The 24247-nt window shown below is 64.2% G+C and carries 21 protein-coding genes; 8 read left to right on the top strand and 13 right to left on the bottom strand.

The features are described 5' to 3' along the window. Positions 1-3: 3 nt before the first annotated feature. Positions 4-708, bottom strand: coding sequence for a transcriptional regulator (locus ACK3BK_RS13780; RefSeq protein ID WP_186664232.1), 705 nt, complete (start codon positions 706-708; stop codon positions 4-6). Between the two features lie 79 nt (positions 709-787). Continuing rightward, positions 788-2491: an amidase gene (locus ACK3BK_RS13775; protein ID WP_186664234.1), complete on the bottom strand. Its 1704-nt coding sequence runs from the start codon at positions 2489-2491 to the stop codon at positions 788-790. Between the two features lie 250 nt (positions 2492-2741). Between ACK3BK_RS13775 and betT the strand changes: the two genes are divergently transcribed. After that, positions 2742-4712, top strand: a complete 1971-nt coding sequence (gene betT, locus ACK3BK_RS13770) for a choline BCCT transporter BetT (RefSeq protein ID WP_411382621.1) — start codon at positions 2742-2744, stop codon at positions 4710-4712. 37 nt (positions 4713-4749) lie between these two features. On the opposite strand, the gene yghU is transcribed toward betT, so the two are convergent. From yghU to ribBA, 8 genes are all read right to left on the bottom strand, one after another. Continuing rightward, positions 4750-5589 (bottom strand): glutathione-dependent disulfide-bond oxidoreductase, encoded by an 840-nt coding sequence (gene yghU / locus ACK3BK_RS13765; RefSeq protein ID WP_411382620.1) that lies wholly within the window; start codon positions 5587-5589, stop codon positions 4750-4752. A 169-nt stretch (positions 5590-5758) separates the two neighbouring features. Further along, positions 5759-6961 carry an NAD(P)/FAD-dependent oxidoreductase gene (locus ACK3BK_RS13760; protein ID WP_411382619.1) on the bottom strand — a complete coding sequence of 401 codons (1203 nt, stop codon included), beginning with the start codon at positions 6959-6961 and terminating at the stop codon, positions 5759-5761. A gap of 232 nt (positions 6962-7193) precedes the next feature. After that, positions 7194-8249 (bottom strand): GlxA family transcriptional regulator, encoded by a 1056-nt coding sequence (locus ACK3BK_RS13755; protein WP_411382618.1) that lies wholly within the window; start codon positions 8247-8249, stop codon positions 7194-7196. A 314-nt stretch (positions 8250-8563) separates the two neighbouring features. Further along, complete coding sequence (locus ACK3BK_RS13750; protein WP_186720413.1) at positions 8564-9712, bottom strand: ABC transporter ATP-binding protein; 1149 nt, start codon at positions 9710-9712, stop codon at positions 8564-8566. An 18-nt stretch (positions 9713-9730) separates the two neighbouring features. Next, entirely contained in the window at positions 9731-10540 is an 810-nt protein-coding gene (locus tag ACK3BK_RS13745; protein ID WP_186664240.1) for an ABC transporter permease, read from the bottom strand. A gap of 6 nt (positions 10541-10546) precedes the next feature. Continuing rightward, a complete protein-coding gene (locus ACK3BK_RS13740) occupies positions 10547-11464 on the bottom strand; it encodes an ABC transporter permease (RefSeq protein ID WP_054890793.1) in 918 nt (305 codons plus the stop codon). Next, the gene (locus tag ACK3BK_RS13735) at positions 11461-12486 is read right to left on the bottom strand and encodes an ABC transporter substrate-binding protein (RefSeq protein ID WP_186664244.1); all 1026 of its coding nucleotides are present in this window, start codon (positions 12484-12486) and stop codon (positions 11461-11463) included. Before ACK3BK_RS13735 ends, ACK3BK_RS13740 begins: the two co-directional genes overlap by 4 nt. A 222-nt stretch (positions 12487-12708) precedes the next feature. Beyond that, entirely contained in the window at positions 12709-13821 is a 1113-nt protein-coding gene (gene ribBA, locus ACK3BK_RS13730; RefSeq protein WP_411382617.1) for a bifunctional 3,4-dihydroxy-2-butanone-4-phosphate synthase/GTP cyclohydrolase II, read from the bottom strand. Between the two features lie 76 nt (positions 13822-13897). Here ribBA and ACK3BK_RS13725 point away from each other — a divergent pair, with 76 nt between their 5' ends. After that, the gene (locus tag ACK3BK_RS13725; protein WP_186664252.1) at positions 13898-14191 is read left to right on the top strand and encodes a DUF1330 domain-containing protein; all 294 of its coding nucleotides are present in this window, start codon (positions 13898-13900) and stop codon (positions 14189-14191) included. Between the two features lie 66 nt (positions 14192-14257). Here ACK3BK_RS13725 and ACK3BK_RS13720 read toward each other — a convergent pair whose 3' ends face one another. From ACK3BK_RS13720 to ACK3BK_RS13710, 3 genes are all read right to left on the bottom strand, one after another. Then, on the bottom strand, positions 14258-15670 hold the full coding sequence (locus ACK3BK_RS13720; protein ID WP_186664254.1) for a purine-cytosine permease family protein: 1413 nt from the start codon (positions 15668-15670) through the stop codon (positions 14258-14260). Between the two features lie 342 nt (positions 15671-16012). Further along, positions 16013-17179, bottom strand: a complete 1167-nt coding sequence (locus tag ACK3BK_RS13715) for an MFS transporter (RefSeq protein WP_186711730.1) — start codon at positions 17177-17179, stop codon at positions 16013-16015. After that, positions 17172-17984 (bottom strand): alpha/beta fold hydrolase, encoded by an 813-nt coding sequence (locus ACK3BK_RS13710; protein ID WP_186711729.1) that lies wholly within the window; start codon positions 17982-17984, stop codon positions 17172-17174. Before ACK3BK_RS13710 ends, ACK3BK_RS13715 begins: the two co-directional genes overlap by 8 nt. Before the next feature lie 123 nt (positions 17985-18107). Here ACK3BK_RS13710 and ACK3BK_RS13705 point away from each other — a divergent pair, with 123 nt between their 5' ends. The 6 genes from ACK3BK_RS13705 (at position 18108) to ACK3BK_RS13680 (ending at position 24144) form a co-directional block, all read left to right on the top strand. Then, positions 18108-18614: a MarR family winged helix-turn-helix transcriptional regulator gene (locus ACK3BK_RS13705; RefSeq protein ID WP_186664260.1), complete on the top strand. Its 507-nt coding sequence runs from the start codon at positions 18108-18110 to the stop codon at positions 18612-18614. Between the two features lie 25 nt (positions 18615-18639). Further along, positions 18640-19578, top strand: coding sequence for a LysR family transcriptional regulator (locus ACK3BK_RS13700; protein WP_411382616.1), 939 nt, complete (start codon positions 18640-18642; stop codon positions 19576-19578). 299 nt (positions 19579-19877) lie between these two features. Continuing rightward, positions 19878-20810 carry a TauD/TfdA family dioxygenase gene (locus tag ACK3BK_RS13695; protein WP_411382615.1) on the top strand — a complete coding sequence of 311 codons (933 nt, stop codon included), beginning with the start codon at positions 19878-19880 and terminating at the stop codon, positions 20808-20810. Next, the gene (locus ACK3BK_RS13690; protein WP_411382614.1) at positions 20807-22291 is read left to right on the top strand and encodes an AMP-binding protein; all 1485 of its coding nucleotides are present in this window, start codon (positions 20807-20809) and stop codon (positions 22289-22291) included. Before ACK3BK_RS13695 ends, ACK3BK_RS13690 begins: the two co-directional genes overlap by 4 nt. Positions 22292-22306: 15 nt before the next feature. Next, on the top strand, positions 22307-22906 hold the full coding sequence (locus tag ACK3BK_RS13685) for a thermostable hemolysin (protein ID WP_411382613.1): 600 nt from the start codon (positions 22307-22309) through the stop codon (positions 22904-22906). A 47-nt stretch (positions 22907-22953) separates the two neighbouring features. Then, entirely contained in the window at positions 22954-24144 is a 1191-nt protein-coding gene (locus ACK3BK_RS13680) for a multidrug effflux MFS transporter (RefSeq protein ID WP_411382612.1), read from the top strand. Positions 24145-24247: the final 103 nt, after the last annotated feature.

Below are 24247 nucleotides of genomic sequence, written 5' to 3'. Positions count from 1 at the left end.
CATTCAGCGTTCGCGGGCAGCCGGCGTGGCATCGCCGCGCAGCTGCTCCAGGTAGTTGTAGATGGTGTAGCGGGTCACGCCCAGAGCGTCGGCCGCCTTCTCGACGCCACCTTTGACGATGAACAAGCCGCGTTCCTGCATCACCCGCACAGCCTCGACCTTGGCTTGCTTGTTCATCCGCCCCCGGCCCGAGCGCTGCAGCGAGTCCTGAATGATCTCGCTCATCAGCAGCGTCATGTCGGCCGCCTCGCGGGGCGGGGATGTGTCTGGGAGGGCGCCGAATGGCTGAAAGTGCTGGAGGAAGGCCATGGCCGCATCGAGGCCGGTGATGTCGGTGTTCACGCACAGGCTTGCGAACGGGTGGCCGCTGCTGTCACGAAAGATTGCCGTGGCACTGCGCAGCGTGCGTCCCTTGAGGGTGGTGGGGTAGTCCGGCAGCACCACCGGCTCGCAGCCGTCCTGAGTACGGCCGGCGTGCATCAGTGCCTTGAAGCCTTGGTCCTGTTCTGGTGCGGCGAGGATCGGGCTGCCCACCCGACGGCCCGAAAGATGGCCGTTGACGATGGCGATCACCGAGTGCTCGGGATTGTCCAGGTCGTGCAGGAGGATTTCCAGGTTGCGCGGCGCAACGCTGCCCAAGGCCTGAAGTGCCGCCTTGAGAACGGTGAGGGTGAGATGGCGTTCTTGCTGGAGGGGAAGCGAGGGCATGGGGAATCGCCAGATTCTTAAGTGTGTTGAATTTTACACAAATAGTTGAATCTGGCGAGTGTGGATTGCCTTCGGGCCTTTAACCTAGCGCCGGAGTGCGCGGTGGAATCACCCGGCGCGAGCCAGTGGCTTCGAAACCTGCGGCAAAGCGCAGCAGGGCATTGTCGTCATAGGCTCGCCCAGCGAAGGTCAGGCCCACCGGCATGCCGATGTCGGCCATCACGCCCATCGGCACGGTCACTGTCGGCACACCCAGGTGACGGATCGCCAGGTTGCCATTGGCGACCCAGATCCCGTTGCTCCAGGCGATGTCTGCCGAGGCCGGGTTGATATCGGCATCGGCCGGGCCGACATCGGCGACGGTGGGGAACAGCACTGCGTCCAGCTTGTGCTCGTCCATCCAGTCTTCCAGGTCCATCTTGCGCGTCTGCTCCAGGCCGCGCAGGCCATCCGGGACAGTCGCGATCTGGTCCCAGGACTTGAGGCCACGCTTGGCCATGTTGACGTATTCGTCCATGCCGGCTGCCAGGTCGTCCTCGCGGTTGGGCAGGGTGCCCGGATCGTGCGGGAAGATCTTCGGCCCGTCGACGTCAGCCAGGCGGTTGAGCTTGGGGTCGTCGTTGGCGCGCAGGAAATCGTCGAAGGCCCAGCCGGACAACTCCCACAGCTCGTCATGCAGGAATTCCTTGCTGACGATGCCGCGGTTGTACACGGTCGGTGCGCCCGGGCGATCCCCCTCGCAGTTGGAGACCAGCGGGAAGTCGGTTTCCACCACTTCGGCGCCTGCCGCCTCCAGCGCCTTGCGGGCTTGCTCCCAGAGGTCGATGACGCTGGCGCGGGTGTTGATGCGCTGTCCGGTCGGGCCACCGATGCCTGGTTTTTCCGACGTGCCGGCCTCGGCGTCGGCATTGATGTACATGCGCGGTACGGCAAAGCGCTTGCCCTTGAGCGCGCCGGCGCCGACGGCGAGGTCGAGGTAACTGGCCGGGCGCACGCTCGAGGCTGCCGGGATCGGCACCCAGGGTTGCATGCGCCATAGGTCGCCACGGGTGTCGGCGTCGTCGGCCACCACCACGTCGAGAATTTCCAGCAGATCGGCCATGGTCCGTGCGTACGGCACGACCACATCCATGGTTGGCGTGAGCGGCCAGTTGCCGCGCACCGAGATCACCCCACGCGACGGGGTGTAGGCGCACAGGCCGTTGTTCGAAGCAGGTCCACGACCGCTGGACCAGGTTTCCTCGGCCAGGCCGAAGGCGCTGTAGCTCGCCGCAGTGGCGGTACCGGCGCCGTTGGAGGAACCGGAGGCGAAGGGCGCGGTGAGGTAGGCGGCGTTGTACGGGCTTTCGGCGCGGCCGTAGACGCCCCGCTGCATGCCGCCGTTGGCCATGGGCGGCATATTGGTCTTGCCCAGGCAGATCGCGCCGCCAGCGCGCAGGCGCTCGACGGTGAAGGCATCGCGCTGGGCGACCAGGTGCTCGAATGCCGGGCTGCCGGAGGCGGCGGTCAGGCCCTTGACCAGGTAGCTGTCCTTGGCGGTGTAGGGGATGCCGTCCAGCGGGCCCAGGGTGGTGCCGGCAGCGCGGCGGGCGTCGGAGGCCTCGGCCTCCTTGAGCGCTTCGGGGTTGCGCACCACGACGGCGTTCAGCGCGGTGGCGGTGTCGGCTCCATCGTAGGCGTCGATGCGGGCCAGGTAGGCCTTGACCAGTTCGACCGCCGTCGTGCGGCCGGACTCGAGCGCGTTGCGCAGCTCGGCAATGGAAACCTCGGTTACCTCGATCATGCTGTCACCAAAATGTACAGGTGGATTTTATGCAGGCGAGTGTACAAGAAGCCCTGCGCGGGCGCAGGTTTGCACCAGGGAAAAACCTGTTTGCAGCACGGCATGTGCCGGCAGGCGGGCGTGCGGCGTGGGGGCATGTTCTGAAAGATTCAGAAACATCCGATATGTCACGACGGGCAAAACCATCAGCGTCTACCGTTTGTCGTAGCTAACCGTGCGCATTAAGCGCCCTGATGGAGATTACCCGTACATGGCAAGTTCGCCCGAACAACCTCGCAAGCCCACCATCAATCCACCGGTTTTCTGGATTTCCGCGATCCTGCTGCTGATCCTGGTGCTGTACGCCAGTGTGTTCCAGGCCCATGCCCAGGCGTTGTTCGCACATATCCAGGGCTGGATCATCGGCAATGTCAGCTGGTTCTACATTCTCGGGGTGGCGCTGATTCTCGGCACCGTGGTGTTTCTGGGTGTCAGCCGCTATGGCGATATCAAGCTCGGCCCCGACCACAGCACCCCCGACTACAACAACGCCACCTGGTTCGCCATGCTGTTCTCCGCAGGCATGGGCATCGGCCTGATGTTCTTCGGTGTCGCCGAGCCGGTCATGCACTTTCTCAAACCGCCCATTGGCGAGGGCGGGACGGTGCTGGCTGCCGGTGAGGCGATGCGCATTACCTTCTTCCACTGGGGCCTGCATGCCTGGGCGATCTACGCCATCGTCGCGCTGATCCTGGCCTACTTCAGCTACCGTCATGGCCTGCCACTCACTCTGCGCTCGGCACTCTACCCGTTGATCGGCGAGCGTATCCACGGCCCCCTGGGGCACGCGGTCGACATCTTTGCGATCATCGGCACGGTGTTTGGCGTCGCCACTTCGCTGGGCTTTGGCGTGTCGCAGATCAACACCGGGCTCAATGCGCTGTTCGGCGTGCCGGTATCCACTCCTATCCAGATCGCGCTGATCATCGGCACCACCTTCCTGGCCACCCTTTCGGTGATGTCCGGGCTGGACAAGGGCATTCGTCGCCTCTCCGAACTCAACCTGGGCCTGGCCGTGCTGCTGTTGCTGATGGTCATGCTGCTGGGCCCCACCGTACTGATCCTGCAGACCTTCGTGCAGAACACCGGCGGCTACCTGAGCGAGATCGTCAGCCGTACCCTCAACCTCTATGCCTACCAGCCCACCGACTGGATTGGTGGCTGGACGCTGTTCTATTGGGGCTGGTGGCTGGCCTGGTCGCCCTTCGTCGGGCTGTTCATCGCGCGCATCTCGCGCGGGCGCACCATCCGTGAATTCGTGACCGGCGTGCTGCTGGTGCCGACTGCGTTCACCCTGCTGTGGATGACGGTGTTCGGCAATACAGCGATCCACATGATCCTTGACGAGGGGTTGACCGACCTGGCCGCGGCGGTGGAGCAGGATACGTCGCTTGCACTGTTCGCCTTCCTCGAGCATTTCCCCTTCGCCAGCATCATCAGCACCCTGGCGGTGGTGATGGTGGTGGTGTTCTTCGTCACCTCGGCCGATACCGGCGCGATGGTGGTGGACATGCTGGCCTCCGGCGGCAAGGACGGCACACCGATCCGCCAGAGGATCTTCTGGGCCTCGAGCATGGGCATCGTCGCCATCGCACTGTTGCTGGCCGACGGCCTCAAGGCGCTGCAGACCGCGACCATCGCCAGTGCGCTGCCATTTACCCTGGCGTTGCTGCTGAGCATGCGCGGGCTGCTCAAGGCGCTCAAACTCGACGCCACCAAGCGTGACCTGCGCTACCAGGCGCTGGCTATCTCGCCGACCGCTTCGCGTGCTGCGGGCAACTGGCAGCGACGTCTGCGCACCCTGGCGATGTTCCCGCGCCGTTCACATGTGCAGCGCTTCATCGCTGACGTAGCGCTGCCGGCCTGTCAATCGGTGGCCGAGGAGTGGCGTCGCCAGGGGTATGAATGCAGTGTCGAGGAAGGCGAGGGTGGCCGAGTGACGCTCAAGGTAGGGCCGAGCGATGAGGTGTTCGTCTACGAGATTCGTCCACGCGCCTATGCCATGCCCAGCTTCGTCCTGAGCGATGCCGCCGGGGAGGAGCGCAAGTACTTCCGTGCCGAAGTACATTTGCGTGAAGGTGGCCAGGACCACGATGTGATGGGCTGGTCGAAGGACGAAGTGATCGGTGACATTCTCGACCACTTCGAACGGCACCTGCACTTCCTGCACCTGGTGCGTTGAGCCGGGCGCCCGCGAAGCGGGCGCCGCGACGTCGAGCTCAATCCAGGTCGGCTGCTGAATGCCGCTCCGGCACCTGGCTGGCCTCATCGCCCCAGGTGCGGTTGACCCGGGTGCCGCGCTGCACGGCCGGGCGCTGGGCGATCTCTTCGGCCCAGCGCTGCACGTGCGGATATTCGTCCACCGCCAGGAATTCGGCCGCGCCGTACAGGTTGCCGCGCACCAGCTGCCCGTACCACGGCCATACGGCGATGTCGGCGATGCTGTACTCGTCGCCACCCAGGTAACGGCTCACCCCCAGGCGTCGCTCGAGCACGTCGAGCTGACGCTTGGCTTCCATGGTGAAGCGGTTGATGGCGTACTCGATCTTCTCCGGCGCATACACATAGAAGTGGCCGAAACCACCGCCCAGGTAAGGCGCCGAGCCCATCTGCCAGAACAGCCAGTTCAAGGTCTCGGCGCGTGCCGCAGCGTCCTTGGGCAGGAAGGCACCGAACTTTTCCGCCAGGTGTAGCAGGATCGAACCGGACTCGAACACCCGCATCGGCGGTTCGACACTGCGGTCGAGCAGGGCCGGGATCTTGGAATTCGGATTGACCTCGACGAAGCCGCTGGAGAACTGGTCGCCATCACCAATGCGGATCAGCCAGGCGTCGTATTCAGCGCCGCTGTGCCCCAGGGCCAGCAGCTCTTCGAGCAGGACCGTGACCTTGACGCCGTTGGGCGTGGCCAGCGAGTAGAGTTGCAGGGGATGCTTGCCGACGGGCAGGTTCTTGTCGTGGGTTGGGCCGGCGATCGGGCGGTTGATGCTGGCGAACTGGCCGCCGGCTGCGGCGTCGTTTTTCCAGACCTTCGGTGGGACGTAGGGGCTGCTGCTCATCCGATTAAATCTCCTGATGGTCTTCGATCCCATTGCGATCGCCTGATGCGATCAGGGTGCGATTGGCCAAGACTAGGGCAGGAGAAGTGGTCAAGGGAAGTGAAGTATTGCGCAGGGGTTATAACCGCTGCGCGTCTGCCAGCGGCTTGCAGACGCGCAGCGGGCTGCATCAGGCCACAGGGATCAAGGGGTCGGCTGCGGCGAGGGCGGCCGCGCGTTCGGCCGCAGGTGGGTAGATCCAGATGCTGTTGATCTGGCTCTTGAGTGCCTTGGCCTCGTGCTTGTCTTCCGGCGGGCTGACCTTGCGGTCCCAGCCTTCGGTGTACACCGCGCCCCACGCACCGAGGTCCAGGCAGGTCACGTACTTGGGCTGGCTGTAGGTCATCGGCGCCACGCCGATCAACTCGGCGGCGGCGTTGTTGCCGGCGTAGCGCCCCAGCGGGATGGCGTGCTGGCACGACATCACCGCGAAATTGCCCACCTCGTCGCAGGCGGCATAGGCGACGTCACCTGCCGCGTAGACCGCCGCATTACCCTTGACCTTGAGGGTGCCGTCCACATGCAGACGGCCCTGACGGTCGTGCTCACCGCTGACCTGTGCGGTAAGTGGGTTGGCCACGAAGCCGACGGTCCAGATCACGGTATTTGCCTCGATGCGCTGCCCGTTGTCCAGCGTGACGCCGGCGGCGTCCACTGCGGTTACTGATGCGCCGCAGATCCACTCCACGCCCAACGCTTGCGATGCCTGGACGATCGCCGGGCTGATGCCGTCGCCCAGCGCAGCACCGATTCGTGCACCGCGATCGACCACGACCACGCGATGCTTGACCTGGTCGCCGAGGATCTTGCGCAGCCGTGCGGGCAGTTCGGTGGCCGTCTCGATACCGGTAAAGCCTCCACCGGCAACCACCACGGTATTGCGCGCCGGTGTATCGGGTTGGGCAGGCAACGACTTGAGATGCTCTTCCAGGCGTGTGGCGCTGTCGATCTTGTCGACATCGAAGACCCGCTCGATACCCGCAAGCGCCGGACGATTGAGGATGCTGCCGCACGCCATGATCAGCCGGTCGTAGGCCAGGGTCGCCTCGCTGCCATCTGCGCTGCGATAGCCGACGCGCTGGCCTGCCTCGTCGATGTGGTGGGCCGTGCCTTGTACGAAGCGCACGTTTACTGCGTCGAACAGCGCCTGCAACGGGGCAGCCATCTGGTGAACGTCAGGCTCGTAGAAGCGTGGGCGGATGTGCAGCTCGGCCTGTGGTGCGAGCACCGTGATCTGGACGTCGTCGCGTCCGTGCAGGTCGAGCTGGCGCGCAGCGCCCAGGGCGCTCCAGAGGCCGGCAAAGCCTGCGCCGAGGATCAGGATCTGTTTCATCGTTGTGCTCCTGGAAAATTCCGGATACCGCAAATTATGGGTGTTGTCGGAAACGGGCACGGCACGCGATGACGCAGGAAGAGTCGCTCGAACGGCTGGCGGCGCAGTGCGGTTCGCCTGACTGGCCGAAGTCGATGATAAGGCTTCCCGTCGGCGCACGGCCGTGGCCCGACAGGCGTAGCCGCAAGGCTCGATCTGTCACGGCGATGCTACGTGCGCTGCCGGGCAGGCCCTAGGTCAAAGATCCCTGGATTTCGGCCAGGGGCACGCTACGTGCGAAACGGGCGCGATAGTCGCGCGGGCTGACCTGCAGGTGGCGCTGAAACGCCAGGCGCAGCCTTTCTTCGTTACCGAAGCCGCACAGGCGGGCGATCTGCTCGATCCGCTGCGCCGAGTTCTCCAGCAGGCGGCGCGCGGCTTCCACGCGAAACAGCTCGAGGGTCTTGGCGGGAGTTCGCCCGGTCTTCTGCTTGTACACCCGGGTGAAGTTGCGCAGGCTCATGTTCGCCTGCTCCGCCAGGCGTTCGACGCTCAGGCGCGGGTCGCCCAGGTTGTCGTTGAGCCATAGGTGCAAGGCTTCGAAGGCGCCGCTGTCTTCGCCCTGGACCTTGAGCAGTTGGCTGAACTGGGTCTGGCCGCCGGGCCGCTTGAGAAATACCACCAGCTCCCGCGCCACCTGCATGGCCACTTCGCGGCCACAGTCGGCCTCGACCAGGGCCAGCGCCAGGTCGATGCCAGCGCTGACGCCGGCCGAGGTCCACAAATGCTCCTGTTCGACGAAGATCGACTCGGCATCGACCTGCACCTCAGGGAACAGCCGCTGCAGGTCGTCGCACATCGCCCAGTGGGTGGCGGCACGACGCCCCTGCAGTAAACCGGCTGCGGCAAGCAGGAAGGTGCCGCTGCACACTGATGCAGTGCGTCGTGCCTTGTGGCTGGCGTGTCGCAGGGCTTCGATCAACTCGCCCTGGTCGGGTAGCAGCCCGATCATCTGCGGAGCACCGGGCACTACCAGCGTGTCCAACGCTTGATCGAGCAGGACTTGCAGGCATTCGCTGGCCACCGCCAGGCCCTCGGCTGTGGTGATCAGTCCGCCGCCAAGACTTGCCGTACGCACTTCATAGCCTGGCAGTCCTCGCTCGTTGCGAGCCTTGGTCGCCGCCCAGAACACGGTCTGTGCGCCCGTCAGGTCAAGCAGGCCCATTTGCGGGTAGGCCATGAACAGCACCCGACGCGGCAGGTCGTGGCAGACGTGGGGGGTATCCGGGAAGCTGGCGGGATGGGTCATGGGCATGTCGACGCAGGAAGGACGTCTACATGGTACTGCACCGCGGGTGAGGCCGCGGTGCCGAGCTGCCGGGTGGCGTGCCTTGCAGGTTCAGCACCAGCCGTGCGCTGCGGATCGCTCATCAGTGAGTAGGCATTGCTGAACTGGCGCCCGTCGGCACCTTGCATCTGCACGATGACGTGGCTGCCACCGCTGGAGGCCGGCAGTTCTTTGCCGAGCGGTATCGGGTGCCGGGGTGATGGCGCAGGTTGGTGTCGCTCTCTTCGCGAGCAAGCTCGCTCCTACAGAGAGCGGGCTTGCTGCGAAGATGCCCTTCAGTGTGCGCCGGCAGCCTTGCTCAGGTCACTCTCGGCCCACTCGGTGTACACGCAGGCATCGGCCACCGCCCAGCGTACCTTGACCGTGTCGCCCGGCTGCATCGGCATGCCCGCCGCCGACAGCGCCTTGACCGTCATTTCTGTACCGCCTGCCGTCACCACGTGGCAGGTCTGGCTTTCGCCAAGGAACAAGACTTCGCCGACCTTGGCGTTCACCTCGTTCCAGCCAGCGGGCAGCGGCTCGCGGGTCGCCTGCTCGGTGCTCAGCGCCAGGGCCTTTTCCGGGCGGACCATGATCAGTGCATCCTGACCCGCGGCCAGCCCTGAGGTCAGGCGAATGGCCAGCGACTGGCCCTCGAACGCCGCCGCGCCATGGCTGCTGGCGGTGACCCGGAGGAAGTTGGAGTTACCCAGGAACGAGGCGACGAAGGCGTTGGGTGGGTTCTGGTAGAGGTCGTAACCGCTGCCCAGGCCGACGATCTTGCCGTGGCTGAAGATAGCGATGCGCTGGGACAGGCGCATGGCTTCTTCCTGGTCATGAGTGACGTAGACGATGGTGATGCCCAGGCGCCGGTGCAACTGGCGCAACTCGTCCTGCAGGTCTTCGCGCAGCTTTTTGTCCAGGGCACCGAGGGGCTCGTCCATCAGCAGGATGCGTGGCTCGTACACCAGCGCCCGGGCGATCGCCACCCGTTGCTGCTGGCCGCCGGAGAGCTGGGCCGGGCGTCGGTGTGCGAAGGTTTCCAACTGCACCAGCTTGAGCATGGCGTCGACGCGCTTGGCGATTTCGGCGCTGCCCAGCTTGCGGATGGCCAGCGGGAAGGCGATGTTGTCGCGCACGCTCAGGTGCGGGAACAGCGAGTAGCGCTGGAACACCATGCCGATGTCGCGCTTGTGCGGGGGCACGTTCACCAGCGAGCGGCCTTCGACCAGGATCTCGCCGCTGCTGGGCGTCTCGAAGCCCGCCAGCATCGACAGGGTGGTGGACTTGCCCGAGCCGCTGGAGCCGAGGAAGGTGAGGAATTCGCCGTCCTGGATGTCCAGGCTGATGTTGTCGACCGCGGCGAAGTCGCCGTAGTGCTTGTTCAGGTTGCGCAGGGTGACCAGGGTCTTGCCGTGCGCGGCTTCTTTGATGACTGCACTCATTATTGTTGTCTCCGGCACTCAGGCGTTGGTTTCGTTGCGACGGCGCAGGGCGCTGGCGATGAACATGACCAGGATCGACAGGCCGATCAGCAGCGTCGAGGCCACGGCGATCACCGGGCTCAGGTCCTGGCGCAGGGTGGTCCACATCTTCACCGGCAGGGTCTGCAGGTCGGGGCTGGCCATCATCACGCTGAGCACCACCTCATCCCACGAGACCAGGAAGGCGAACAGGCCGCCGGCGATCATGCCCGGGCGGATGGCCGGGAAAGTCACCTTGACGATCGCCTGCAGCCGCGAAGCGCCGCAGATCACCGCAGCATCCTCGATCGATTGGTCGAACAGCTTCAGCGAGTTGATGATCGAGATGATGGTAAAGGGCAGGGCGACGATCACGTGGCTGACCACGAAGGCGAACAGCGTGCCGGTGTAGCCCAGCTTCAGGAACAGCGCGTAGACCGCGACCGCGATGATCACCAGGGGCACGATCATCGGCATGGTGAACAGGCCGTAGAGCAGCTCGCGCCCGGGAAAGCGCCCGCGTACCAGGGCAAAGGCGGTCGGCAGGCCCAGGGCCACGGCGGCGAAGGTGGTCAGTACGGCAACCTTGAGGCTGGCCAGCGCGGCGTCCATCCACTCGGGGTTGGAGAAGAACTGGTCGTACCATTTGAAGGTCCAGCCGGGAGGCGGGAACACCAGCCACTGAGAGGAGCCGAACGACAGCAGGACGATGAACACCACCGGCAGCAGCAGGAAGGCGGCGATGATCCCGGTGGTCAGGTACAGGCCCGTGCGCAACGGGCGACCCATGGCGTTGGGGGACAGGAGCATGAAGAATTACCTCGCATTGCCGACCGGGGATTCCGGCTGCAGCTTCAGGTACAGGTAGAAGAGCACCAGGGTTATGACCACCAGCAATGCCGCGGCGGCGCTGGCCAGGCCCCAGTTCAGGAACGACTGCACCTGCTGGATGATGAACTCGGGCAGCATCATGTTCTGCGCACCGCCCAGCAATGCCGGGGTGACGTAGTAACCGAGCGACATCACGAACACCATCAGCGCACCCGAGAACAAGCCTGAGCGGCACAACGGGATGAACACCTTCCAGAAGTTGGTCCAGGGGCTGGCGCCGCAGATCGAGCCGGCCTGCAGCACCATCGGGTCGATGGCCTGCATGGTCGCCTGCAGTGGCAGCACGATGAACGGGATCATGATGTAGCTCATGCCGATCACCACGCCCGTGAGGTTGTGCACCATCTCCAGCGGCGCATCGATGATGCCCAGCGCCATCAGCAGCTTGTTGATCACCCCCGAGCCCTGCAGCAGCACCAGCCAGGAGTAGGTGCGGGCCAGCAGGCTGGTCCACATCGACAGCAGCACGATGTTCAGCAGCCAGCGACCCCAGCCGCGAGGCACCAGGGTGATCGCCCAGGCCAGCGGAAAGCCCAGCAACACGCTGATCACGGTCACCAGGCCCGCCACCGAGAAGGTGTTGAACAGCACTCGGGCGTAGGCTGAGTTGGCGAACAGTTGCTCGTAGTTGCCCAGCCCTGGCACCGGCTCCAGCACCCCGCGCAGCAGCAGGCCGATCAATGGCGCGAAGAAGAACAGGCCGAGGAACAGCAAGGCCGGCAGCAGGTTGCGGCTGCCACGCCAGCGCTGGCTCAGCGGCGGTCGGCGCACCGCCGCGCGTGGGGCGCCGGTGCCGGGGTCGGCACCTTGAGCGTTGTGCAGGGCGTTGATGGCGACTTTCATTTGACCAACCACTCATTCCAGCGCGCGGCGATTGCCTGGCCGTTCTTGGCCCAGTAGGCGAAGTCGAGGGTCACCTGGTCCTGGGCATAGGCGGTTGGCAGGTTGGGTGCGAGTTTCTTGTCGAGTTCGGCCACGCTGTCGAGGTTGACCGGGGCGTAGGCGGTAAGGTTGGCGAAGTCGGCCTGGCCCTTGGCGCTGCTGGCGTTGGCCAGGAACTTCATAGCCGCGTCCTTGTTCTTGGCACCTTTGGGGATGACCAGAAAGTCGGCCATGACCAGATTCTGCTTCCAGCTCACGCCCACCGGGGCGCCGTCCTGCTGCAGGGCATAGACGCGGCCGTTCCAGAACTGCCCGAGTGCTGCTTCACCAGAGGCCAACAACTGTTGCGACTGGGCACCGCCGCCCCACCAGACGATGTCTTTCTTGATGGTGTCGAGTTTCTTGAAGGCGCGGTCCAGGTCCAGCGGGTAGAGCTTGTCGGCAGGCACGCCGTCGGCGAGCAGGGCCAGCTCGAGCACGCCGGGGCTCGGCCACTTGTACAGCGCGCGCTTGCCGGGGTAGGTCTTGGTGTCGAACAGCGCGCTCCAGTCGACCGGCTTGTTGGCGCCGAGCTTGCCCTCGTTGTAGCCGAGCACGAAGGAGAAGAAGAACGAACCGACGCCATGGTCGGAGACGAAGCGCGGGTCGATGCGATCACGCTGGATGGTGGAGAAGTCGAGGGGTTCGAGCAGGCCTTCGCTGGCGGCACGCAGGGCGAAGTCGGCTTCGACATCGACCACATCCCATTGCACGTTGCCGCTTTCGACCATGGCCTTGAGCTTGCCGTAGTCGGTCGGGCCATCCTGTACGACCTTGATGTTGCTGCTCTTGCTGAAGGGGTCGGCCCATGCCTGTTTCTGGGCGTCCTGGGTGGTGCCGCCCCAACTGACGAAGTTGAGGCTGTCGGCGGCCTGGGTGGCCTGGCAGGCCAGGGCTAGCAGGCTTGCGGACAGCACAGCGGTGACTCGTTTGCTCAACAGCATGGTTACGCCCTCGTTGCTTTTGTTATTCGAGGCGGGGCTTTTGTCGCGCCCGCCAACTGTGTTCGGGAGCAGCTATTTCAGGTGGTTCGTGGCCGTTGTGTGATTGTAGGTGTGGCCGGCAGATTTAAGGTCTACGGGATATCATATTATGGTATTCCAAGCTTTTGGCAAGACTTCGGTGGTACCAGTCATCCTGCTGTGATGGATGTGGCCCCGCCAGGATCAGTGCTCTTGGAAGGGAATACTCTGCACCACCTCCAGCTCATACCCCGCCAACCCCGCGTACTTGAGCGGTGGGCCAAGATGGCGCAGCTTGCCCACGCCCAAGTCCTGCAGGATCTGGGCGCCGGTGCCCACCTCCGAATACACCTTCGACTGTCCGCGCTGGTAGGGGCGCTGCGGCTGGGTGAGTTGTGGCACGCGTTCGAGCAGGGCCTGGGACGATTCGTGGTTGGCAAGGACCACCACCACCCCGGCGCCCTCCGCCGCGACCCGCTCCAGCGCCGCCCACAGCGTCCAGTTGGCAGGGCCTGCGTATTCGGCGCCGACCAGGTCGCGCAGCGGATCGATGACATGCACGCGCACCAGCGTCGGCTGCTCGCGGCGGATGTCGCCCATCACCATCGCCATGTGCACGCCACCTTCGATGCGGTCCTCGAAGGTCACCAGGCGGAAGGTGCCGTGTACCGTTGGCAGCTCACGCTCGCCGATGCGCCTTACGGTCTGTTCGGTGCTCAGGCGATAGTGGATGAGGTCGGCAATGGTGCCGATCTTGATACCGTGGCGCTCGGCGAACAGTTCCAGGTCCGGGCGGCGGGCCATGGTGCCGTCGTCGTTGAGCACTTCGACGATCACCGAGGCCGGTGCGAAACCTGCCAGGCGTGCCAGGTCGCAACCGGCTTCAGTGTGTCCGGCGCGGGTCAGTACGCCGCCTTCGCGGGCGCGCAGGGGGAAGATATGGCCAGGCTGGACCAGGTGCTCGGGGCGGGCGTCCGCGGCCATGGCTGCAGCCACGGTCCGCGCGCGGTCGGCGGCAGAGATGCCGGTAGTGACACCGCTGGCGGCCTCGATCGATACGGTGAAGGCCGTGCTGAACACGCTGCCGTTGGTCGGCACCATCTGTTCGAGGCCCAGGCGTTGGCAGTGTTCGTCGGTCAGGGTCAGACAGATCAGGCCGCGTGCTTCGCGGGCCATGAAGTTGATGGCATGCGCGTCACAGCGCTCGGCGGCGATCAGCAGGTCGCCTTCGTTCTCCCGGTCTTCGTCGTCCACCAGCAGCACCATCTTGCCCTGGCGGTAGTCTTCGAGAAGGTCTTCGATGCTGTTGAAAGCCATGCTGCACGCTCACTGTGGTCAGGTGTTTTTATGGTATACCATAATACACAAATAACCCTATACAGGAGATCGACGGATGAAGGCTTACTGGATCGCCCATGTGGACGTCACCGACCCGGAGCAGTACCAGCAGTACACCCAGCGAGCGCCAGCGGCGTTCGTGGCATTCGGCGGGCGCTTTCTGGCCCGGGGAGGCAGGAGCGAGGCGATGGAAGGGCGGGCGACGCCGCAGCGCAACGTGGTGATCGAGTTCGACTCGTATGAGCAGGCGCTGGCCTGCTATCGGTCGGATCTGTATCAGGAGGCGTGCCGCTATCGGCAGGGGGTGGCCAAGGCCGAGGTGATCATCGTCGAAGGGTTCGAGCCGTAGAGGTGTTCCGATTCATCCGCGAAAAAACCAGCTTGCCCTGCACAAGTGCAGGGCAAGCGCGTTGCATCAATGTCCGGCAGCGAGCTTGGCGCCCATCTGACGGCGACGGTAGACGCTGTCACGGCTGGCCAGCCACCAGTACAGCGGTGTGGTCACCGCCAGCCCGACCAGCCACGACAGGTCGGCACCATTGATGTGTTCCGATACCGGGCCTACGTACAGCGGCGTGTTCATGAACGGAATCTGCACCACGATCCCGACGGCGTAGGCGATCAGCGCCTGCGGGTTGTAACGCCCATAGATCCCGCCGTCGACCTTGAAGATCGACTGGATGTCGTACTCGCCCTTGTGGATGGCATAGAAGTCGATCAGGTTGATCGCGGTCCACGGCACCAGCACGACCAGCAGCACCAAGACCATGTCGACGAAGTGACCGATGAAGTCGGACGAGGCGAAGACTGCCACCACGCTGCACGCGGCCAGCACGATCAGCGAGAGGACGGCGCGGGTCTTGGCGGTCGGGATCCAGCGATAGGCGAAGGTTTGCACCAGGGTGATGATCGACAGTACCGCACCATACAGGTTGAGCGCGTTGTGGCTGATCACACTGAGCAGGAACAGCACCAGCATCAGCGGGCCAATGGCGCCGGTGGCCAGCTTTACGGCGTCCATGGTGTCCATCCCGGCGGGGATCGCCAGCACGGCGACTGCGCCGAAGATGAACGACAGGCTCGAACCCAGGGCTGAGCCCAGGTAGGTGGTCCAGAAGGTCGACGACACTTTCACATCGGCCGGCAGGTAGCGCGAGTAGTCCGACACGTAAGGGGCGAAGGCGATCTGCCACAGCGCTGCCAACGACACAGTGGCCAGCCAGCCGGAGATGTTGAAGTTGCCACGGGTCAGGAAGTCATCGCTCTGCACGTGGGTGAAGATATAGCCAAAGCCCACCACGATGCCGATGCCCAGCACCCAGGTGCCGATGCGGTTGAGCACATGGATGAAGCGGTAGCCGATGATGCCAATGATCCCCGACCCCAGGGCGCCGATGACGATGCCCACTGGCACGGGCACGCTGTCGACCACACCGTGCAGCGATTTGCCCGCCAGCACGATGTTGGAGGCGAAGAAGCCGATGTACATCACCCCTGCGATCACCACCACCAGCAGCGCGCCGAGGGTGCCGAACTGGGCGCGGCTCTGGATCATCTGCGGGATGCCCATCTGCGGGCCCTGGGCCGAGTGCAGGGCCATCAGCACACCACCGACCAGATGACCGACCAGGATGGCGACGATGCCCCAGATCAGGTTCAGGTGGAACAACTGCACGCCCAGGGCGCCGGTGACGATGGGCAGCGGCGCGATGTTGCCGCCGAACCACAGGGTGAACAAGTCCTTTACCTTTCCATGGCGGTCTTCGGGGGGCACGTATCCGATCGTGTGTTTTTCTATGAGAGGTGCCGATGTGGCTGCGCTGGTCATGACGGACTCCAAGGCAAGGATGGGCACTTCAAAGGTGCCCGGATGCGCGTCGGCAAAAGGCGACGCTTTCTTGTTGGAAGCGATCATGGGGCGTGGGCGCAGATGGATAAATTAGTAAATATGTGCTCATGAACGTTAAAAAAACTAAGTTCGCGAATGGGGCACGGTAGGCCGTCGCAAAGGCTGTGCCACTGGGCTGCAGCGCGCACGGGACGGGGTAGGCAGGGGGAGGTTGCGGCGCTTTTGCACCAAAAGAGTGCCTGTGGTGCGCTGGTGGGGCGGGTCAGGAAAAATCGGGGAGGGCGTCCGGGGCGCTGGAGAGCGCCCCGGAGTCGAGGAGGGTCAAGCCTGGGCGGCGACCGTTCGCGGGGTTACCGGCCGGAGCAGGGCGCTCAAGGCAAGCAGCAGTACAGCGCCACCCGCCATGACGGCCCAAGCCCAGTGCAACGAGCTGAACTCGTCACGCACCAGCCCGGCCACCACCGGCATCGAGGCAGCAATCAGGTAGCCACCCCCTTGCACGAAGGCCAGCAGCGACCCGGCTTCGGTCGGTGAGCGTGCATGATCGAGGGTGACGATCAGCGACAGCGGGAACAACGCACCGATGCCCAGCCCCAGGCACAGGATGGCCAAGGCGGCCAGTTGCAGCGGCGCCGCCATCAGGCAGGCCAGCCCGCCGATCAGTAGCAGGATCACCAGCGCCAAGGGTTGGCGGCGATCCGGGAAACGGTGAATCAGCGCCGACACCAGCAAACCGGCGATGACCTCGGTGATGGTCAGTGCGCCGAGCAGGTAGCCGGCACTTTTCGCTGTCCAGCCCAGTTCGATGTAGAAGGGCGGCAGCCAGGCGAGCACCAAGGTGTACGCCCCGGTGCCGATCCCGAAGAACACCAGCAGCAGCCAGGCCCGGCCACTGCGCCAGGGCAGGCCGGCCGCCGTGGGATAGGCATGCACGTTGCCTGCGGCGAGCAGCCAGGCGATCAGCGCAATCATTGCCGGAATGGCGGCATAGCCGAGAGTGAGGTTCCAGCCCAGCTTGCCCGCGCTGGGAGCGGCAATGGCGGCGGCGATGGCCGCACCGCCCATGATCCCCGTGGTGAACAGCCCCATGAGCATCCCTGCGCTTTGCGGATGGTTGCGCTTGATGAACGCGGGCATCAGCGACTGGATCACGGCAATGCCGACGCCACCCACGGCAGCGCTGGCGATCAGTGCAGAGGACGATTCGACGTAGGTGCGTACCGCACAGGCTGCGGCAATCAGCGTCATGCCGATGGCCACGCCCTTGACCTCACCGAGCAGGCGCAGCAGCCAAGGCCCGGCGAGGGCGAACAGGCCCATCATCATCACCGGCAGTGTGGTCAGCAAGCCGCCCTGGAAGTTGCTCAGGCCCAGGTCGCGTTGCAGCAGATCGAGCAGCGGGCCGACCGAGGCCATGATCGGTCGCAGGTTGATGCCGACCAGAATCGCCAGCAGCACTACGCTGGCCTTGGAGGGTGTGTCACCCATGTCGCTGTTGCTCCTGCAGGAAACCACTGAGTGCCCGGTTGAAGGCCGGGGCATGGGAAACGTTGAAGACATGGCCGTCGCCTGGAAAAGTGATGAGCTGGGCGTGAGCAATACGTCTGGCAATGGCCTCGGCCTCGCCAGGTGGGCTGATGCGGTCGCCGTCGGCGGCAAGCACCAGGGTGGGTGCCTGGATGTGTGACAGTCGATCGCTCGGGTCGTAGGTTTTCATACCCTCGCACCAGTTGGTCTGGCAGCGCGCCCGTTGCATGGCAGCCTGGGCATGCCAGGCCTGGTAGAGGCTCTGTCCTTGGCTGGAGGCGGCGAAGGAACTGCCGACCAGTTGCGGCCATGTCGTCTTGAAGCGCTTCAGGCAGCCGTCCGGTTGGCAAAGGTTTTCGACCCACTCATCGAGCTGGTGATGGCGCGCGGAGCTGTTCATGCTGGCGAAGGTCGCGGCCACTACCAGTTTGTCCACGGCATCTGGGTAGGTGCAGGCCAGTTCCAGGGCAATCATGCCGCCCAGCGAAAGCCCGATCAGTTGAGTGCTGGCCAGCCCAAGGTGATCCAGCAATGCGATCAGCTCCTGGGCTTGCAGGTGAGGCGTGATGTGTTCCGGCGCATTGCTAGACGCGCCATGGCCGAGCAGGTCCGGTACGATGACGCGATGGCCCAGGCGCAGCAGGGCCCCGACCTGGTCCGTCCAGGCGCGGCCACTGTTGCCCAGCCCGTGCAGGAGCAGGGTGGGGGTGCCGGCCCCGGCGTCAAAGTAGTAATAGCGATTTCGGTTGTGTTCGAAGAACGCCATGTTCCCTCCCGATTCATACCTCGTGCATATCAAGATAACTTAACGTTAAGATACTTGGAAGGTGCCGGGGTACGGCAGGGATGTGGCCCTTGGGGAGTTCAGGGTGAACGGACGGTTATGCCAATGAAAGATCATGTCGATTTCGTCGTCGCGCAATGGGCGCAGGCGATGCCCTCGGTGGACGCTTCGTCCATGGAAGTCTTCGGGCGCATGGCGCGCCTGCAGAAACACCTCGAGCGCCGACGTTGCGCGGTGCTCGATCAATACGGTTTCAAGGAAGGGGAGTTCGATGTCATGGCGACCTTGCGCCGCTCCGGCGCACCGTACCAGCTGACCCCGACCGAGCTGTACAACTCGTTGTTGATCACATCCGGGGCGATGACCAATCGACTGAGCCGTCTCAAGGAGGCGGGCATGGTCGAGCAGATCCACGACCCTGCCGACAAGCGCAGCTACAAGGTGGCGCTGACTGCAGCCGGGCTTGCGGCCATCGAAAAAGCGGTTTTCAGCCACACCGACTTGCAAAACCAGTTCCTGGCACCGCTGCTGCCCGAGCAGCGCGAAGCCCTGGCGCAAATGCTCAAACTGATGCTGGCCAAGCTCCCCGAAGACGTCGATCCCATTCCATGAACATGATGACCCAGGAGGCCCCTGCATGCTTCACAGCAATTACCTGAAGCAGCTGGACCTGCAAGACATCGTGGTGTTTCTCAACTTGCTGGAATATCGCAGTGCCAAGCGCACCGCCGAACTGATGAACGTCAGCCAGCCCACGGTGAGCTACTGCCTCAAACGCCTGCGCGGTTGTTTCGACGACACCCTGTTCGCCTCCTCGCAGGGTTTGCTGCAGCCAACCGCCAAGGCGGAAAAGATCGCACCCTACCTGCGCGTGGTGATCGAGTCGGTCAACCGCTGCGCCGAGGATGATCCTGCGGGCGATGGCGTCACGGCCCCCAGGATCTGGCGTCTGTGCGCGCCGGAATACTTCGAGCTGGCCTTTCTGCCCCAGGCTCTGGCGACCTTGTCGCGCAGCCATGCCAACACCTCCCTGCACCTCGATCGGCTGAGCCGCGACCTGCCGGTGGACCGGTTGATTTCCGGTGATATCGACCTGGCCATCGGTTTCGGGCCGAGTTACCACCAACTGCACCCCGAGCTGCAATGGCAGCCGGTGCTCAGCGACGGTTTCGTCTGCCTGACCAGCCAGCGTGGACTTGCGCTGGACGGGGCCATGAGCCTGGATGAGTTCTGTGCCTCGGCGCATGTCTTCCCCACACCGTGGATCTCGGAGAAGAACATGGTCGACAGCTGGCTGGAGAAGATTGGTCGCACGCGCATCGTGCTGGTGCGGGCGAACGGCTACCAGGCCTGCGTCAACATCCTCACCGCAGTCCCTTCGACCGTCTCCTTGCCAGCGCGCCTGCTGCCCCACCTGCGCATCCCCGAGGGGGTGAGGGTGTGTCAGCCACCGATGGGGTTTCCGGTGTTCACGGTGGACATGATCTGGTCGCGGGACCGGGGGCTGGGTACGGATGTCGCCAGTTTGCGCACGTTGATCCAGGACGTGGCCGCAGAGTTGCTCCGCGCTGGGTGAAACAGCTTTTTTGACACGGATTGCAGGCGCTCAGGATGAGTGAACATTCAGTGGTTACAGGGCTCTTTAGGGCCTCTTCGCGTCAAGCCATGCCTATTGGCACCTCTTCCTCGGGGGCGAGGGTCCGCGCCCGGACAACGCCTTCCCCCTGTGCGTTCCCTCGCACGCACGCACTTTTAATTTTTCATCATGGCTTTAGGTTTCTTAAAACCAGCATCCACGACATTTCCCCTAACGTGTTTGCGTCAGGCGGCGGACGGCCTGCCTGTCTGTAATCCATTTCCCAAGGAAGATGTCAGATGTTGGCCCACACTCACGCGAAAGTTCTACCCTTCTACCGTCATCCCACGCCGTGCTATGGCTTTGAATGTGTCTATGCCGTCGAACCGGGACTGCGCGTCTTCGATTCGATGAGCACTGCGGCACTCTATGAAGATTTGGCCCACAGCGGTGCGGTGATCTACCGCGACTTCAGCGACTCGCTCGAAGACTTCAACGACTTCGTCAGCGCGCATTCCTCCCGGGTCACCTTCGATCCGGCGCGCAAGGCCGCCACGGCCAACACCGCCGAGATCGAGGCAGGCGTCCACGAGATGGGACTGCACCGAGAAAACGGTAATTTGCCGTTCAACCCCGACCTGCAGTGGTTCTACTGCCTGGAAGCGGCGTCGGTTGGCTCCGAGACCACGCTGTGCGATGGCGAGCGCGTGCTATTCGACCTGTCGTCGAAAACCCGTAAAAGCTTCGAGTCCCGTGCCATTCGCTATGCGCGGCGCATTCCCTGGCACAACGTGCGGCGCTTTCTGAGCATCGAGCTGCAGTTGCCGATCGACAGCATCACCGACGAGCACCTGCAGCAGGTCAACGACCAGGTGGCCGGCCAGACCTACCGTCGCATCGACCAGAACCTGATCGCCTCCGAACTGGTGATCAGCGCGGTGGAAACCAGCTGCTTCAGTGGTCGCAAAGCCTTCTGCAACTCGATGCTCGGCCCCAGCGTCAATTACGAGCCGCCACGCATCACCTGGGCCGACGGCGAGGAGATCGCCCTTGAAATCTGGGACGAGATCAAGGAAATCACCGCCCGTAACACCTACAGCCACTTCTGGAAGAAGGGCGACATCGTGGTCATCGACAACACCCGCGTTATGCATGGCCGCCGTCGCCTCGACGATATCAGCCGACGCATCTTCGGCGCCCAGAGCTACCGCATCGGGGGTAACGGCCAATGATCAGCCAGAAAATGCAGCACTACCTGACCACCAGCACGGACCGCGTGGTGATCCGCGAGATGCACGGGCGCGACTACACCCTGCATGGCCTGCGCGATGACGTCGAACGCCTGGCCCAGGCACTGCAGGCTCGGGTCGGCAACTGCGAGCGCAAGGTGTTCGGTATCGCGATGCGCTCATGCTACGAGTGGGTGTACACCCTGCTGGCGATCCAGAAGGTTGGTGGTGTGTTGCTGCCGGTGCCCATCGAATTTTCCGACGATCAGATCGGTAGCCTGCTCGGCAAGGCCGCCGCCGTGTTCGTCAGTGATGAGCCGACCGCCCGGCGCCTGCAGCGGATCCTGCCAGACAAGCCCAGCTTCATCCCCCGGCAATTGATGACCCGGTCCACGGACACGCCCTGGGCCCAGGACGACGAACTGATCCCCGCGGGTATCGTCTCGGTGATCCACACCTCGGGCACCACCTCCAAGCCCAAGGGCGTGATGATTCGCGACGCGGCCGTGGGGCTGCTGGTCGACAACGTGATGAAGCGCCTGCCGCAGCAGCCGCTGCATTACTTCTCGATCGTGCCGATGAGCCTGCTGATCGAACAGGTGCTGGGCGTGTTCATTCCGATCCTGTCCGGCGGCACCCTGACGCTGATGCCCGAAGGTGTCACCGAGTACGGCGCGGCCAGCGGCAATGCCCGTCATTATCTGGAGCTGATCGCACCTAACCGGCCCAACTTCCTCTACCTGCCGCCCAAGCTGCTGGAGGAGGCCAACCTGCTGCTCGAACAGGGTGCCACTGTCGAGCAACTGTTCGGCCCAGCCAGTCCGCACATCATCACCGGCGGCGCGAAGATCCCGGCCACCGTGCTCCAGGCCCTGGAGGCCCGAGGCGTGCAAGTGTTCGAGGCCTACGGGCTGAGCGAGAACTCCTCGATCATCTCGCTGAACTCGCCTGCAGAACGGCGTATCGGCTCGGCTGGCAAGCTGCTCGACGGCATCGAGCCCAAGCTGGTCGACGGCGAGTTGCTGGTGAAGACGCCGACCCTCTGCGCGGGTTACTACAACGCCGACGACACGGCCTGCGACCTGTCCGACGGCTACCTGCACACCGGCGATATCGCCGAGTTCCGTGACGGTTTCCTGTACATCACCGGGCGCAAGAAGCACGTGATCATCCTCTCGACGGCGCGCAACATTTCGCCTGAGTGGGTGGAGAACGTCTACAAGGAGAGCGCGCTGGTCGACGACATGATCGTCATGGGCGAGGGGCGCGACGAGCCGTGTGCCATCGTCCTCAGCACCGCGAGCCCCGCCAGCGTGCGGGACGAGATGGCGCGCCTGGAGCACCGCCTTGCCGACTTCGCGCGGGTGCGACGGGTCGAGGTGGTCGAGGACATTGCCGCGTTTCGTGACCAGTTCTACACGGTCACCGGACGACCGCGGCGCGCCGAGATCGAAGCGCGATTCATCGATCAACTGTACGCCTAGGACGGGACGTCGCCCATGTACATCGTGCGCAATTTCTACAAGGGTCGCCCCGGCTACCGCTGCCTGCAGGAGGCGGTAAGGGGTCATTACCTCAAGCACTACGAGGCAACGCCCGTGCCGCAGCCCGACCTGTTCGCCTGCCTGACCGGCTCGACCGGTGGGGCGCCAGGCTACGCCTGTGCCGGCATCAGCTACGGCGACTCCGGCAAGCTGTTCAGCGAGTACTACCTGGACCATGCGCTGGATGAACGCTATGCCATCGACCGTGCGCGTATCGCGGAGATCGGTGCTTTCGCCTCGTTCCAGAGCGGCAGCGGCGCCGGCAAGTACCTGCTCGACAACGTGATCCGCACCCTGGCGCTGCGCAACTTCGGCCTGGTGGTGCTGACCGCCACGCCACAGGTCCAGCAGCTGCTGGCAGCGATCGTCGACAACCTCGACGACCTGGGCCTGGCCGATCCGCGTCGGGTCAAGGACCCCGGTGTCAACTGGGGGACCTACTACGACCAGGCACCGCGCGTACTGGTTTCGCGCCTGTCCTCGCCCAGTGCCTGGCTCAAGGCCCCGGCACCTTCCATCCCGCCACCGCAGTTCGCCCACCAGGCATCTGTCTGACCCATGTGCGTGCCGGGCGCTTCGCTGCCCGGCACGCCGGAGATCCTATGCACGCCAATACGCGTTATGAAAACTTCATCGTCTTCCTCGCCCCGCTGGTCAACAGTCTGGGGGGCATCGCCATCGATCTGTATGCACCGAGCCTTCCGTCCATCGGACGCGAACTGGGCGCGGGGCCTGCGCTGATGCAGAACACCATCACCATCACGCTGCTGTTCTATGCCCTGGGGCAGCTGTTCTTCGGCGTGATGGCCGACGCGCGCGGGCGCCGGCCTGCCGTACTGCTGGGCCTGGGCGTGTTCGTGGTCGGCAGCCTGCTGGCCACTGCTGCGACGTCCATCGAGATGCTGCTGCTGGCGCGTGCGCTGCAGGGCTTTGCCATTGGCGCCTGCCAGGTCGTTGCCCGTGCTGTGTTGGTCGACATCGTCAAAGGCCCGCGCTTCTATGTCGCGATCATCTACCTCAGCCTGGCGTTCGGCCTGGGGCCAGTCATCGCGCCCTATATCGGCGGGCTGATCGAGGTGCATTTCGGCTGGCGCTACAACTTCGTGCTGTATGCCGCCTATGCCCTGATGGTCCTGGCTTTCGTCGTTGCCGGGCTCAAGGAGTCACTGCCGACCGGTGCCCGTCGCAGTGCCTTGCAGACGGTGGTCGGCTATCGGTTCATCCTGGCCGACAAGCGCTTCCGTGCCTCGGTGGTGGTGCTCGGCGCGAGCTTTTCCGCATTCCTGCTGTGGAACGTGTTTGGGCCACATATCGTCCAGGATGTGCTCGGCCATGACGCTCATTACTTCGGCACCACTGCGCTGGGTGTGGGCTGCTGCTATCTGGTCGGCACACTGACCAACCGTGCGCTGGTCCGTACCGTTTCACCCGATACCTTGATGTGGAGCGGGCTGGCGCTGTTTCTGGTGGGGGTACTGTGCATCGCGGCGGCTGCCGACACCTTGAGCCTGGCGAACATTCTCGCGGGTATCATGCTGATCGCCTTCGGCCAGGGTTTTATCTTCTCCAATGCTATGGCCCGTTCGATGGCACTGTTTCCTGATCGCGCTGGGGTGGCTGCGAGTCTGCAGGGCTGCTTGATGCTGGTGTTCGGTTCGATTGCCTCGGCGACGGTCAGTGGCTTCGGGTTGGAGTCGAACCTGCCGATCGCCGGGGTCTTCGCAGTACTGATGCTGGTATCTTTTTCCGGGATGCTGGGTGCACGGATCGCGCGCCAGGCGTCCTTGGCCTAGGTGCTTGTGCGAATCGTAGAGCGCCCAGCGCCCGATCAATCCAGTGGCTGGGACAGCAGACGGTCCAGCTACTGGGCATAGGCAGCAAGCGCTGCCAGCCTCG

It is taken from the genome of Pseudomonas sp. L7 (assembly GCF_046605565.1).
GTDB lineage: Bacteria > Pseudomonadota > Gammaproteobacteria > Pseudomonadales > Pseudomonadaceae > Aquipseudomonas > Aquipseudomonas wayambapalatensis.
Note: the sequence above shows the minus strand (reverse complement) of the source record. Positions and strands in the feature narration are given on the sequence as shown.